The organism is Streptacidiphilus sp. MAP12-33 (assembly GCF_041261265.1).
GTDB lineage: Bacteria > Actinomycetota > Actinomycetes > Streptomycetales > Streptomycetaceae > Streptacidiphilus.
Window position 1 is genome coordinate 1 of the sequence record NZ_JBGCCA010000073.1, and the last position, 11981, is coordinate 11981.

Annotated in this window: 15 protein-coding genes and 2 pseudogenes; 6 read left to right on the forward strand and 11 right to left on the reverse strand. The window is 71.2% G+C overall.

From position 1 onward, the window contains the following. Positions 1 to 73: 73 nt before the first annotated feature. The 3 genes from ABH931_RS39330 to ABH931_RS39340 form a co-directional block, all read right to left on the reverse strand. Positions 74 to 532, reverse strand: a complete 459-nt coding sequence (locus ABH931_RS39330; RefSeq protein ID WP_370124749.1) for an SRPBCC family protein — start codon at positions 530 to 532, stop codon at positions 74 to 76. Between the two features lie 97 nt (positions 533 to 629). Beyond that, complete coding sequence (locus tag ABH931_RS39335) at positions 630 to 1940, reverse strand: PP2C family protein-serine/threonine phosphatase (protein ID WP_370124751.1); 1311 nt, start codon at positions 1938 to 1940, stop codon at positions 630 to 632. 114 nt (positions 1941 to 2054) lie between these two features. Continuing rightward, entirely contained in the window at positions 2055 to 2792 is a 738-nt protein-coding gene (locus ABH931_RS39340; protein ID WP_370124753.1) for a class I SAM-dependent methyltransferase, read from the reverse strand. 244 nt (positions 2793 to 3036) lie between these two features. Between ABH931_RS39340 and ABH931_RS39345 the strand changes: the two genes are divergently transcribed. Then, positions 3037 to 3360, forward strand: coding sequence for a plasmid stabilization protein (locus tag ABH931_RS39345; RefSeq protein WP_370124755.1), 324 nt, complete (start codon positions 3037 to 3039; stop codon positions 3358 to 3360). A gap of 298 nt (positions 3361 to 3658) precedes the next feature. Here ABH931_RS39345 and ABH931_RS39350 read toward each other — a convergent pair whose 3' ends face one another. After that, on the reverse strand, positions 3659 to 4264 hold the full coding sequence (locus tag ABH931_RS39350) for an STAS domain-containing protein (RefSeq protein ID WP_370124757.1): 606 nt from the start codon (positions 4262 to 4264) through the stop codon (positions 3659 to 3661). 306 nt (positions 4265 to 4570) lie between these two features. Between ABH931_RS39350 and ABH931_RS39355 the strand changes: the two genes are divergently transcribed. Next, entirely contained in the window at positions 4571 to 4972 is a 402-nt protein-coding gene (locus ABH931_RS39355) for a helix-turn-helix transcriptional regulator (RefSeq protein WP_370124759.1), read from the forward strand. Positions 4973 to 5017: 45 nt separating this feature from the next. Here the strand turns inward: ABH931_RS39355 and ABH931_RS39360 are convergent, their stop codons facing one another. The 5 genes from ABH931_RS39360 to ABH931_RS39380 form a co-directional block, all read right to left on the reverse strand. Next, positions 5018 to 5458: a VOC family protein gene (locus ABH931_RS39360; RefSeq protein WP_370124761.1), complete on the reverse strand. Its 441-nt coding sequence runs from the start codon at positions 5456 to 5458 to the stop codon at positions 5018 to 5020. 10 nt (positions 5459 to 5468) lie between these two features. Beyond that, the gene (locus ABH931_RS39365; protein WP_370124763.1) at positions 5469 to 6074 is read right to left on the reverse strand and encodes a TIGR03086 family metal-binding protein; all 606 of its coding nucleotides are present in this window, start codon (positions 6072 to 6074) and stop codon (positions 5469 to 5471) included. A 191-nt stretch (positions 6075 to 6265) separates the two neighbouring features. Continuing rightward, entirely contained in the window at positions 6266 to 6856 is a 591-nt protein-coding gene (locus ABH931_RS39370; RefSeq protein WP_370124765.1) for a DUF2231 domain-containing protein, read from the reverse strand. A gap of 137 nt (positions 6857 to 6993) precedes the next feature. After that, positions 6994 to 7443 carry a hypothetical protein gene (locus tag ABH931_RS39375; protein WP_370124767.1) on the reverse strand — a complete coding sequence of 150 codons (450 nt, stop codon included), beginning with the start codon at positions 7441 to 7443 and terminating at the stop codon, positions 6994 to 6996. A 129-nt stretch (positions 7444 to 7572) separates the two neighbouring features. Next, a complete protein-coding gene (locus ABH931_RS39380) occupies positions 7573 to 8643 on the reverse strand; it encodes a YhjD/YihY/BrkB family envelope integrity protein (protein WP_370124769.1) in 1071 nt (356 codons plus the stop codon). A gap of 493 nt (positions 8644 to 9136) precedes the next feature. On the opposite strand from ABH931_RS39380, the gene ABH931_RS39385 reads away from it, so the two are divergent. From ABH931_RS39385 to ABH931_RS39400, 4 genes are all read left to right on the forward strand, one after another. Beyond that, complete coding sequence (locus ABH931_RS39385) at positions 9137 to 9310, forward strand: CsbD family protein (protein WP_075003746.1); 174 nt, start codon at positions 9137 to 9139, stop codon at positions 9308 to 9310. Between the two features lie 177 nt (positions 9311 to 9487). Then, on the forward strand, positions 9488 to 9655 hold the full coding sequence (locus ABH931_RS39390; RefSeq protein WP_370124771.1) for a hydrophobic protein: 168 nt from the start codon (positions 9488 to 9490) through the stop codon (positions 9653 to 9655). A 433-nt stretch (positions 9656 to 10088) separates the two neighbouring features. Further along, positions 10089 to 10475: an STAS domain-containing protein gene (locus ABH931_RS39395; protein WP_370124773.1), complete on the forward strand. Its 387-nt coding sequence runs from the start codon at positions 10089 to 10091 to the stop codon at positions 10473 to 10475. Next, positions 10472 to 10915, forward strand: a complete 444-nt coding sequence (locus ABH931_RS39400) for an ATP-binding protein (RefSeq protein ID WP_370124775.1) — start codon at positions 10472 to 10474, stop codon at positions 10913 to 10915. Before ABH931_RS39395 ends, ABH931_RS39400 begins: the two co-directional genes overlap by 4 nt. A 194-nt stretch (positions 10916 to 11109) precedes the next feature. On the opposite strand, the pseudogene ABH931_RS39405 reads toward ABH931_RS39400, so the two are convergent. Beyond that, positions 11110 to 11412, reverse strand: a pseudogene (locus ABH931_RS39405) (IS701 family transposase); the annotation flags it as partial. Positions 11413 to 11594: 182 nt separating this feature from the next. Continuing rightward, positions 11595 to 11891, reverse strand: a pseudogene (locus ABH931_RS39410) (transposase); the annotation flags it as partial. Positions 11892 to 11981: the final 90 nt, after the last annotated feature.

Genomic DNA, 11981 nt, shown 5'->3' on the forward strand with positions numbered 1-11981 from the left:
GGCCGGATCACGCCCGCCTGACCCCACGACCCCAGGTGCCGACCCGATCGGGTCGGCACCTCCGGTCGTGGGGTCAGGCGGGCGTGATCCGGCCCCGCCACGCCCCGCTCTCCACGCCGCGATCCTCGACGAAGGACTTGAAGCGCCGAAGGTCGCCTTTGACGCGCCGGTCGACCATTCCCAGCATGTCGGCGGCCCTTTCCGCCACGCCCTCCGGCTCGAAGGCGATGGCCAGTCGGACGGCGGTGCGCCGGGCGTCGAGGGGCTCGAACGTCACCACCCCCATCTGCCGGACATCCCCGCCGATGGTGCGCCAGGCGATCTTCTGATCGGGCAGCTGGTCCACGATCTCGGTGTCGAACTCGCGTGTCGCCCCACCGACGCTGGTGCGCCAGTGGTTGTGCCGCGCGTCGATCTGGGTGACCTCCTCCACTCCCTCCATGAACCGGGGAAAGTCCTCGAACTGGGTCCACTGGTTGTAGGCGGTGTGCAGCGGAACCTCGACCTCCACGGACTCCTGCACCATGCTCATGCCGGTCCTCGTTTCACTCGGTTTCGTACGGACGCTGGTGCGTGTGCCCCCACGAACCTGGACCTAACATCCGAAAGCGTTCGAGGAAATCGCGATCTCACCGGGGGTCGGCGTCCGGCCCGGGCATGCGGGAGTGCGTCCGGGAGCCCTCAGGGGGCAGTCCGGTCAGGTGCGCGGCCTGTGCGGAGGGCCGGGTGTCCGGTCCCAGCCATTCGCAGAACAGGACGGTGGCGTCGTCCTGGAGCTGTCCTTGATGGTGGTCCAGGACGGCGTGGACGACGCGGCGAAGGGTCTCGGGGACCGGTAGCCCGTCGGCGTGGTGGCGGATGAGGAGCTCCACGAACCGGGCGAGGCCGAACTCCGGACCGCCTGCCCGTCGGGCCTCGGTGATGCCGTCGGTGTAGAGCACGATCCGGTCGCCGGGTTCCAGTTGTTCGCGGCACAGATGGACAGGCAGGCCGAGGTCGGTGCCCATGGGGTGGGCCGGCGCGCACCGCAGGCGACTGGTCCAGCGACCGGCCCGGATGATCAGAGGGAGGTGGTGGCCGCGGTTGACGAAGGTGAGCACGCCGGTGTCGGTGTCCAGGTCGGCGAGGATGCCGGTGGTGTAGCGACGGCGGTGGAACTGCTCGATCAGGTCGGCCTCGATCCGTTCGCTGGTCTCGACCAGACCGTATCCCTGGCGCCGGGAGTTCCTGCAGGTGGCCATGGCCAGATTCGCGGTGAGCCCGGCCGCCGTGTCGTGGCCCATGGCGTCGAAGATCGACAGATGGACGTGGGTTCCGGACGTCGCGTAGTCGTATGCGTCGCCGCTGACCTGATAGGCGGGCTCCAGAGCTGCCGCGATGACGACCCGGCCGTCGGCGTAGGTGCGCGGCGGCATGAGGTGCCATTGCATCTCCGCGCCGACCGCCATGGGCTCGGTCCGCGTGAGCCGGGCGTATGAGTCGCTGCGGTCCCGCTTGCTCACGATGACCAGAGCGGTGAGTGCGGCCAGCGCGTCGGCGTCCTCACGCACCATGTCGTCCTCCCTGGAGGTGCAGACCTTGAGTACTCCCAGGCGTTCGGTGCCGTTCAGCATGGGAATCCACCAGGCGCGGACGCCGTCGTCCCGCACCGGGCCGGCTGGGAGGATCTCCCCGGTCTGGTAGGCGCGTCCCGCCAGGGTGCCGTCGATCCGCAACTCCGCCGGATCATCCCCGGGATCCTGGCCGGCATCCGGTCCCTTGCCGGTGAGCAGCTGCAGACTGCGCAGCTCCAGGTCCGACACGTACACGAGCACGGTCGGAAACCCGGCGGGGGTGGCGCAGCGGTGCAGGGACTCGGGCAGGATCTCCAGAGGCATGAGGTGGCTGCTCGCCAGCAGGTCGACCAGCATCCGACGTACGGGGCCGTCCCACGTTGTCATCCGGGCACCGCCGATTCCTGAGCACACGCTCACCACCGTTGGCACCAGTCTTCCGGGCCGAAGCCGCTGCGCGCACCCCGAGCAGGGTGCCGAGCCGGCTTCCCGGCGACCAGCTCACCCGCGCGGACGGCGTGCCGCCATGAGGTCGGCGCTGGGAGCTCGCACGACTTGAAGGCCCGCGTCCTGAAGTTCGCCCGCGAGCAGCTCGGGCGCTGCGGGCCACATCTCGAAGCAGTCGTGTTCCTCACGCTGAAGGCGCCCCTGCCGCTCCACCCGGTAGGTGAAGACCACGCGCAGGATCCCCCGGTCGGGGAGCTCGGTGACGTCCGCGCTGTAGAGGTCCGGCCCGAGCCGCACCGGCCCGAGCCGCGCTGTCGTCCGGGAGACGTCCGGGAGCCGGACAGGCGGCGGGTCGAAGAGCAGGAGGCCGTCCGGGAGCAGTGCGGCCGCGATCGCCCTCCAGGTGGCGCGCCTGGTGGTGGGCTCCAGGCAGGCGATGATGTTGGAGGCGATGGCCAGGTCCGCGACCTCGCTCAGGTCCGCCGCGTCGAGCGGTTCGGGATGGACGGTGACCCGGGCACGCTGGTCCGCCCCCAGGTGGGCCAGGCGCGACAGCAGGGCGGAGCGCATGGCGACCGCGGGTTCGACGGCGTGGACGGGCACGGCCGAGGCGGCGAGCACCACCGCGGTGACGACGCCGGTGCCCGCGCCGATGTCCAGGACGGCGCGGCGGGCCCGGGCGGCGGCATCGGCGAAGCGCCGCTCGGCGAGGCGCCGGTCGGTCTCGGCTTGCAGGATGTCGTAGAACTCCGCGGAGACCGTGTAGTAGTTGTCCGGGCCCTGATCCGTCATCGCCGTGCCGACTGCCCGGCTACGGCTCCGGCTCCGGCTCCGCGCAGGGCCTGCCTGTGATCGTTGCCCATCCGCCGCCTCCCGCGCCCGATCCCGAGGCCTCGAGGCTACGTTTCCTTGCAGTCGACCGCGCGCTCACCGCTTCCGGACCGGAGGGAGCGTGTCCGGCGGCCTCTCGCCCGGGTTTGCGGCACGGATGCGGGGTAGGCGTGCCCCACAGCCATCGGACAAGGACGGTGTGACCATGCCACGCGGATCGAGTCCCAAACGGGAGCGGCAGTACGAGCACATCAAGGACAGCGTGCTGGAACGCGGTGAGAGCGAGGAGCGCGCCGAGGAGATCGCCGCTCGTACGGTGAACAAGGAACGGGCCCGGCACGGGGAGTCGAAGACCGCCAGCCGCAGTTCGGTCCAGGACATCTCCTCCTCGCGGCGCGGGGGTCTCCGGTCGCACAGCGGTGCCCGAGGCCGCACCTACGAGCAGCTGTACAACGAGGCCAGGCAGCGCAACATCCACGGCCGTTCGAAGATGAACAAGAAGCAGCTGGAAAGCGCCCTCGGCCGATAGGAGCCCACGATCATGGGGACCGTTCCCGTGCCGCACGACCCCGACGCCGCCCCCGCATCGCCGCCTGAGCCGCCGTCACCGCCCGCACCCGCGGATCCTCCGGTGACGCCGGATCCCCCGGCGCCGCCAGGCACCCCGGTTCCCCCGCCGGAGCCACCGCGGCCGGGCGGGCCGGGGCCGACCTCGGACCCGGCCGTGCCGGAGCCGGGGGAGCCCCGCCCTCAGGAGACACCCGACTGACGCCCTCCCAGTACCGCGATCAGCGGTGTGCCCTTCTGCTCGGCCTTCTGCCGGCAGCTCAGCCGGGCATGCCGACTGCCGCCAGGGCCGCTTCGCGGCTGGGATGGGTGGGGAACAGCGGGGCGACGTCGGTGATGTCCAGGACGCGTGCGGTCTGTGGGGGCACGGCGGCCAGGTGGACGGTGAGTGCGTGCTCCAGGGCCGCCGCGCGCAGGTGCAGGAGTGCGTTCAGTCCTGTGGAGTCGAAGAAGGTGACGGCAGCCAGATCGACCACGACGGCGCGGACGGCGTCCAAGGGGGCGTCGAAGGTGAGGGCATCCGCTGCACTCATGTCGAGGTCACCGGTCATGGTGTAGACCAATACGCCATCGGTGCGGAGCTCGCGGTGACACGAGGCTGTTGGAGTGCTCGAACCACGCGTGAGTGCCTCGGCGGGACGGCGCTGTCCGCCAAGCTGGGCCGGCCGCGTGGTCCTCGGTGGGGTGGACGGGTGGTCGGGATGGTCGTCCCACTCGGCCGCGATGTCCTGCAGCTCCTGCCACAAGGCCAGGACACGCTGTTCCTCCGAGCGCAGGCTCGGCAGTTCGGGATGCTCCTCGGCCATGTGCAGGTAGGCGTCCAAGCCCAGGACGGCTCGCTCGACCGTGTCCAGCCGCGGATTCACCCGTCCAGCCGCCGCGCGACCGTGGCCGCTCAGCCGAAGGAGGCCTTGGTCGCCTGCCGGCCCTGCCGGCCCGGCGAGAGGAGGTGCGCCGAGACGGGATCGCAGAAAGGCGGCGAGCCGGGTCAGTTCGCTCCTGTTCATCGGGATCGCCCTCCTCCGCATGGCAGGGACGCGCGTGCACCGGCGGGACAGCCAGGGGCGCACGATCGGATGTCGAACACCAGGCTCTGCCCAGGTCAGGCAAGCTGTCAAGATTTACACGAAAAGATTGTCGCTCTTCACAAAGCGTGAAATCACAGTCGTAAGATGGCGAACATGGAGCACGTGCCAGGTCCCCGCGCGACGTGGACTTTCCTCACCAACCACGCCCGGGTTCTCGTGCAGATATCCCGGGACCCGGGTGTGCGGGTGCGGGACATCGCCACGCGCTGCCTGCTCACCGAGCGCGCGGTCCAGCGCATCATCACCGACCTGGAACAGGGCGGCTACCTGGCCCACACCCGCGTCGGCCGCACCAACAGGTACCAGGTCACCGCCGCCAGCCCGCTGCGCCACCCCGCTGACGTCGGCCCCACCGTCGCCGACCTTCTGGCGCTGCTCACCACGGAGCAGCCGAGCCGGCCGAGCGCCCACGTTGTCGATGGCGACGGTGCGGTGGACGGCGCGGTGAGCGACCCACCCAACGACGCGGGGCCGACCGGGACATGACGACGGCCGGTGCCGCGCCGTGCACCCGCGGCCGCGCGCCCGGCGTCAGCCGATCTGCTCGGCCAGGGCGACGATGATGCCTGCGGGGCCGCGGAGGTAGCAGAGGCGGAAGACGTTCTCGTACCGCGCGACATCGCCGAGGAGTTCGGCCCCGTGGGCGCACAGGCGGGCGACGGTGTGGTCGATGTCGTCGACGGCGAACATGACGCGATGCAGGCCCAGCGTGTTGGGCGGAGGGTTCCGCGGCTCGGCGTCGGATGCCGCTGGGCTGTGGTACTTGGTCAGCTCCAGCTTGCTGTGGCCGTCCGGAGTCCGCATCATCGCGATGTCGCTCCGGACACCGTCGAGTCCGACGGTGCGGTCCGCAAAGAGGCCTTCGATCTCCGCCTTGCCCTCCAGCTCCAAGCCGAGCGCGGCGAAGAAGGCGACAGCCGCGTCCAGGTCGTCGACGACGATCGCGACGTTGTCCATCCGCCGAACAGCCATGTCCCAGAGCCTAACGACTCGAACTCGACACACGAGCGCGGCCGGTGAGGGCAAGCAGCCGGGTCTGCGGGTCGGCGCCCTCCGGGACGGGCAGCGGCGGGTCGAACAGGCCGGAGCCAGCGAGCCGGTCGGCGTACCCGAACAGTTCCTGGAGCGCGAAGGCGATCAACGGGGCGGGCAGACGCTCGTCCGCACCGGTCGCCCGAGCCAGGTCCCAACTGTGGACCACGGTGTCCATGGTCAGCTGGCTGACCAGGTGCCGGGCCGGGGCGGGGCCGGACCACAGCCGTACCGTGCCGTCCAGGGCGTGGAGCTCGTGGACGGCGTCCTGGGCCCCGGCGGCGGCCCGCTTGAAGGCGAGCACCGGGTCGGTGCCGAGGTGATCCCCGTCCAGGCTGTCGCCGACGCCGGTGGCCGGGGTGCCCGCGAGCAGGACAGGAAGCCACAGGTGTTCCACCGTGACGTGGTTGACCAGATCGCGCACCGTCCACAACCGGCAGGGTGTCGGCTCGCCCCACCGGTCGGGCTCGACGCCTCGGACGAGCCGGCCGAAGTGGTCCAGCGCGGCGTCGTAGGCGCAGCTCAGAGAGAGCGGCTTCTGCCTTTGTGTGACCATGGTGCTACTCCTTGCAGCTCCGGGCGGTCGCGCCCGGACTGAGCTGATGCCCCACGAGCGCGGCGACGACACCTCAGGGGACACCCTTCCCGCGCGACCCCGGACCTGGACGGGCCGGGCGCGCCGGGGTCTCCGCGGCGGGGTCTCCGCGGCCGGGCACAGGCATCGGGCGGTCGCCCGGAGCCGTCCCGTCAGACCTCCGCGCCGGCACCCGCATCCACAGGGCCTGCCTCGTGCGCGTCGCTCGGCTCCCGGTGGGCGAGGTGCCCGCCGATCGCGCCGCCGACGCCGGCGACCGCCAGCCCGGACCATGCCAGCGCCCGCCCGCGTGCCCAGCGGCCGCGCAGCCGCGCGCACAGCGAAGCCGTGTAGAGGGCGCTCGCGGTGAGGTTGGCTGCGGCGTGGACCAGCCCGGCGCGCTGCCGCTGCGGCGGCAGATCGGCCCAGTCGACCCAGCCCGTCAGGGCGGTGGGCGGAACGCTCAGCAGCCCCAGCGCGATCAGGCCGCTCGACGCGCGCCGCTCGCCGGGGAAGAGGTCGAGCACGGCGGCGCTGGACCAGCAGCCGATCGGGACCTGGACCAGGGCTGGATGCAGCCGATGCCCCAGCCACTCCCCGCGCAGCGCGTCCCGGACCGGGTCCAGTGCGGTGACGGTCACGCCGCGACGGACCAGCGCCACGAGCGGATCGAGCCACGTCAACCCGTCGAGCGAGTCGAGGGCCCGGCGCACGGGCCGGGCGTCGAGGACGTCGGCGGCGGTCACGGCAGCGGTGGTCTCCATAGCGAGCGCGTAACCGCCGTGCTCGCCGCGCAAACGGCGGCGGACCCCACGCCCCCCGCTCGGCCCTGTTCGAGGCGGGCTCCACACGCCCGGAGGGCCTGTCGGGGCGCGGCTGGGGTTACGGTCGCGCCGTCGGGTCATGGGGTGAGGCGTTGCGCCAGGCCGAGAGGGCCGAAGTAGTCCGCGGTCCTGGTGCGGTAGTCGGCGAGGGCTTCGGGGGTGTCGGCCCGGTAGTCGGGGGCGCGTCGCAGGTGCTTCTTGGCCCCGGCGACACGGACGGTCCCCGTGTCGCGGTCCACGTCGGCGATCAGACCGGCGGGCACCGCCAGCAGTCCGCCGAAGATCCAGGGGCCGGTGTTCACCATGAGCAGCCCGGTTCCGGGTGCGTCCACGGTCCGAAGGACGGTGCCGAGCCGTCCGTCCTCGGCCTGGACGGTGTACGTGGTCAGGCTGCCCAGGCCGGGGAACTCCTCGAGTTCGTAGTGGAACAGCCACCGGGCGGCCCGGGAACCTCTGGCGCCGTCGGGATGCCAGGTGCGCGACCGTCGTCCCCATGGGAGCGGCGGTCGCGACGCCGCGATCCCCATGTCCCATTTCGCGGCGTTCAGGGTGGGGAAAATCGCCGTCGTTCACAGGGTATGGGTGTGGGACGGGCTCCGTACGACGCGTCTGCCCTGCTCGCCGCGCCGTACACGCACGCACTCAGTGGAACGGGGCTAACCATCCTGCTCCGGTCCCGGCGTCCCGGGTCCCCGCTCCACCGCGCTGTTGGGCGCCGAGCCGTTCCGCGACGTGCCCGGCAAGGGTCCACCCCGGCCTCCGTCCTCCTCGGGGGACCGGAAGCTGCTGTCGACCCGTTGTTCGGGGCGCCTGAGCTCCTGACGCGCGATCGCGTCGAGCACGCGCTCGTCCGCGCGGGTCAGCGGCGGTTGCAGGAGCGAGCGCGGCCACAGCCGCCGCATCGTCACGACGTTCACCTCGGCGGCGTAGATCGAGAGTTGGGCACCGAGGTAGAGCCACCAGAGCAGGCCGAGCACCGTACCGAAGAAGCCGTACACCTGCGTGCTGTGGCGCAGCGCGTGTGCGACCAGGGCTCCGCCGAAGGCCTGGAGTGCCGTCCAGCACGGGCCGGCGACCAGGCATCCGGGCAGAAGGCGGCGCAGGGGGATCTCGGCGGGGGTGAGAATGCGGAAGCAGCCCACGTACAGGGCCGTGTTCAGGAGCACCGAACCCAGCAGTCCGAGTACGGTGATCAGCGTCCCGGGGCCGGAGACGCCGGTAAGCAGGCCGGTTGCCGTCGAGACCAGCAGGAGTCCGAGTCCGAGCGCAAGGATCAGGAACAGCGAGCGGACCATCCGCGGCCAGTAGCCAGGGCGCCGCACGTTGGGGATGTTCCACACCTGCGCCATGGCGAACTGCAGGCTCTGGGCCACCCCCAGGGAGCCGTACAGCAGCCCGAGGCAGCCGAGCGACACCGCGAGGACGCTCCCCTGGAGCGAGTGGACGTTGCCGCGGAGCTGATCGCCGATCACGGGGAAGTCGGCCAGCGCCGAGTTCAGCACGCTGTTCTGTAGCCCGGGATCGCCCCGCAGGGCGAATCCCAGCGCCGTGGTCAGCAGCAGGAGCAGCGGGAACAGGGCGGCGAAACCGTAGTAGGTGATCAGGGCGGAGAGTTGCCCGCCGCGGTCGTCTCCGTACTTTCGGATCACCCCGAGGACGAACCCCGGTGCTCGCCGGCGCCGCTGCCAGCCGTCGAGTCCGCGGATCGCGCGTTCGAAGCCGTTCACGGCAGCCGGCCTCCGATGCCGGGCGGCCCACCGCTGGGCGGCACCGGATCGGAGGCTGCCTTCTCGTGCTGGGCTGACATCGACGTTCCTCCCGCCTATCGGCCTCAACGGCTCCGGTCCTTCGGGCGTGTGCCCGCAGAAAGCCGCCCCACACGCCGGCGAGCCGGACACCCGCGCGGTTGACCGGGCCGGGCATGGGGTCGCACGGCGCAGGTCTCCGCGGAGAGGCCGCCCGGTCTCAGGCCGAGAGCGCGGGTCAGGAGGGTGACGCGGTCGCGGACCAGCGGGACGGGCTTCTTCGCACCATCCGACGTGTCCGCGCCGAATCGTTGGGTACACGCACCGGCGAAGCCGAGCGGGCCGACGAGCAGGAGTCTCCGCCGGCACCTGATGGGGCACCGCCCCAGCCACGACCAGCACGCCATGAATCGCCGGGCTTCAGTGCTCGGCCGTCACGTGCGAACAGAATCACCGAGAAACGAAGGGCAACGCCATGAGCATCGCCAAGAAGGTCGCCCACAAGGCCGAAACGGTCAAGGGAGGCGCCAAGAAGGCCGTCGGCCGCGCCACCGGTGACCGCGCCCTGGAGGCCGAGGGTCGCACCGACCAGGTCAAGGGCGACACCAAGCAGGCCGGCGCCAAGATCAAGGACGCTTTCAAGCACTGAGCCCCGCGGGCGGTCTCGCCAGGCGCGACCGACCCCGGCTCGATGCGTCGGCGCCGGCGAGGAGCACGTACCGCACCACGCTCGGCAGCCCCTACGGATCCCACGGCCACTGAGCCGACCCGGTTCGAATGGGCGCGTGAGGTCACCCGCCAAACGAAGCAAAGGAAGTGTCCCCTCATGGTTCTCTTGATCGTTGTCCTGCTCCTGGCGCTGGTGCTGGGCGGAGCAGGCTTTGCCCTGCACGTGCTGTGGTGGATCGCGCTGGTCGTTCTGGCCGTGTGGCTGCTCGGATTCGTCTTCCGCGGCGAGCGCGCGGGCGGCCGTGGCCGCTGGTACCGCTGGTAGCACAGGAGCCCGTCGTAAACATCCGCAGGGGGTTGGCTCACCAACGCGTGGTGCGCCCTGCCCCGGAGGACCTCATGCCTCCACGCGCACCTGACCGCGGGGCCTTGCGGACCGCCTCCGCAAGGCCCCGCGAAACGTCGACCGGCGGGCGAACCGTTCGACCGGCCGCTCCGGCCGGTCGGCCATCGCCTCACTCTCGTGGGCGTCCCACTGACCGGTGATCGCGTCGAAGGTGGAGAAGTCCCACTGGAATCCGGCCCTGCCGGCCGGGGCGGAGCCGGCCGAGAGGGAGCGCCTCCGTCGAACCGGCGGTAGCGTCGAACGTGCTTCGCCTGCGCGCTCACGCCGTGTCGCCCGTCGGCCGACGTGGGCGGCCGTGGGCAGCGCGCATCGATGATAAGGACACTTCGCGAGCAGCTGGGAGACGTCCAGCATGACCGAGCAGCCGCAGCCGCAGCCGGGCGGGCCGGCGGTGGAGTCGGGCCGGCTCAGGGTGGCGGTTGCCGTCGGGCCGGGCACCGGGGTCGTCACCGTGGCCGGCGAGCTCGACCACGACTCCGTCGGCGCGCTGGCCTCAGCGCTTGATCGACTGGTACAGGCAAAGGTCTCCAGAGTCCTGCTGGACTGCGGTGAGCTCGGCTTCTGCGACTCCACCGGGCTTAACGCCCTCCTCCGGGCGCGTCTGAGCGCAGACGAGGCGGGCGGGCGCTTCGGGCTGGTCGCTGTCGGCCCGCAGCTCCAGCGCCTTCTCACGGTGACCGGAGCGGCGGAGGTCTTCGAGACCTACCCGGATCTGGACACCGCCCGGGTGGACACGTGACCGGCCGGGAGGCGAGGCCCGAGACCGGCCGGCGCACCGCCCACCAGGTGCGGCGGCTCCGTCTCGGTGGCCCGTCGGGCGTGGTCGGGGCGGCCCGTGACTTCAGTCGGGGTGTCGTGACCGAGTGGGGCTGGGCCGATTGGGCCGGCCCCGACGCGCAGGAGGCCGTCGAGGACGTCCTGCTGGTCGTCTCCGAGCTCGTGTCCAACGCCGTGGTCCATGGCGGTGGGGCAGTGGAACTGGTGCTCGACATCGACCCGACGCGGCTGGTCGTCGGGGTGAGCGATCTCAGTCACGTGCGCCCGGCCGCGCGGGAGTCGGAGGATCCCGCGCGGCCGGGCGGTCATGGACTTCTGGTGGTCCGCAGACTGAGCGCACGATGGGGGACCACCCCGCTGCCCGACGGCAAGTTCGTCTGGGCCGAGTTCGACGCCGTGTGACTGGTGCCGGCCGAACTAGTACTCCAGCAGGACTTCGGTGTTTTGCCTGCTCAGAGGCTCGCGTGGTGAGTGTAGTGGGCGGGTTGCGGGTCAGGGGCGGTCTTGATGGGACCGCCCCTCGAAGGTGTGCAGCCGACGCTGAAAATGGCAGCGGCGGGCGACGGCTTGTCGGCGTCGGCGCCATGCTGACCAGTTCAGCGCGTGAGTGCGGGGCGAGCACCGTGGCGGACGTGGCCCCCTGGTGCGGCCAACTGCCAGGAGCCTGCGGATCTCCGCCACGGTGAGGTCGACCAGGGTGCCGGAACCGTTTCTGCAACCCCTTTTGACGCCGCGGCGGCCGCCATCGCGGCCAAGAACGCGTGCGCGAGCATGGCAAGCGTGATGTGCCGCATCCAGCCGGTGTAACGGCGGACCTCGTACTGATCCAGACCGCACTCGTTCTTCGCGGCCTGAAAGCACTCCTCGATCGCCCACCGCATCCCCGCAATCCGCACCAACTCCTGGACGGTCGTCTCCGGCGGCGCGTAGGCGAGGTAGTAGGCAATCTCGTCCGGCTTGGCGATGCTGCGGCGGGCCATCGCCCAGCGTGCCCGGACCAGAGTCTCGCCCTGGTAGTCGTACTCCGCCACGGCCCGCAGCCGGATCGCCGCCCAGTCGTAGGGTCTGTTCTGCATTCGGATCATGATGCCGGTTTCAGGCTGCGGAGCCAAATGACGGCGCCGCACAGGTGCAGGCCGGCTTCGTAGCTGGTTGGGGTCTTGTCGTAGCGGGTGGCCAGGCCTCGCCAGTTCTTGATCTTGTTGATGGCGCGCTCGACGGTGTTGCGGTCGCGATAGAGATCCGCGTCGTGACTGACGGGCCGACCGCCGCTGCGGCCCTTCTTCTTGCGGTTGGCGGCCTGGTCGTCCTTCTCCGGGATCACCGCCTTGACCTGGCGTTTGCGCAGGTAGGTGCGGGTGCTGCGGGCGGAGTACGCCTAATGGGACGCGAAGGGCGGCGAGCAAGTACTGCGCCCCGGCGTTCACTTCGAGTGGGTCCGGGGGCCGATCTTCAGGGCGCGAGCCGA

Coding starts and splice junctions, on each gene's coding strand:
- ABH931_RS39355 (WP_370124759.1), top strand. CDS start 4,571: ATGGCGAACATGGAGCACGTGCCAGGTCCCCGCGCGACGTGGACTTTC.
- ABH931_RS39395 (WP_370124773.1), top strand. CDS start 10,089: ATGACCGAGCAGCCGCAGCCGCAGCCGGGCGGGCCGGCGGTGGAGTCG.
- ABH931_RS39335 (WP_370124751.1), bottom strand. CDS start 1,940: ATGACAACGTGGGACGGCCCCGTACGTCGGATGCTGGTCGACCTGCTG.
- ABH931_RS39390 (WP_370124771.1), top strand. CDS start 9,488: ATGGTTCTCTTGATCGTTGTCCTGCTCCTGGCGCTGGTGCTGGGCGGA.
- ABH931_RS39330 (WP_370124749.1), bottom strand. CDS start 532: ATGAGCATGGTGCAGGAGTCCGTGGAGGTCGAGGTTCCGCTGCACACC.
- ABH931_RS39365 (WP_370124763.1), bottom strand. CDS start 6,074: ATGGTCACACAAAGGCAGAAGCCGCTCTCTCTGAGCTGCGCCTACGAC.
- ABH931_RS39345 (WP_370124755.1), top strand. CDS start 3,037: ATGCCACGCGGATCGAGTCCCAAACGGGAGCGGCAGTACGAGCACATC.
- ABH931_RS39340 (WP_370124753.1), bottom strand. CDS start 2,792: ATGACGGATCAGGGCCCGGACAACTACTACACGGTCTCCGCGGAGTTC.
- ABH931_RS39375 (WP_370124767.1), bottom strand. CDS start 7,443: ATGGGGATCGCGGCGTCGCGACCGCCGCTCCCATGGGGACGACGGTCG.
- ABH931_RS39370 (WP_370124765.1), bottom strand. CDS start 6,856: ATGGAGACCACCGCTGCCGTGACCGCCGCCGACGTCCTCGACGCCCGG.
- ABH931_RS39360 (WP_370124761.1), bottom strand. CDS start 5,458: ATGGCTGTTCGGCGGATGGACAACGTCGCGATCGTCGTCGACGACCTG.
- ABH931_RS39385 (WP_075003746.1), top strand. CDS start 9,137: ATGAGCATCGCCAAGAAGGTCGCCCACAAGGCCGAAACGGTCAAGGGA.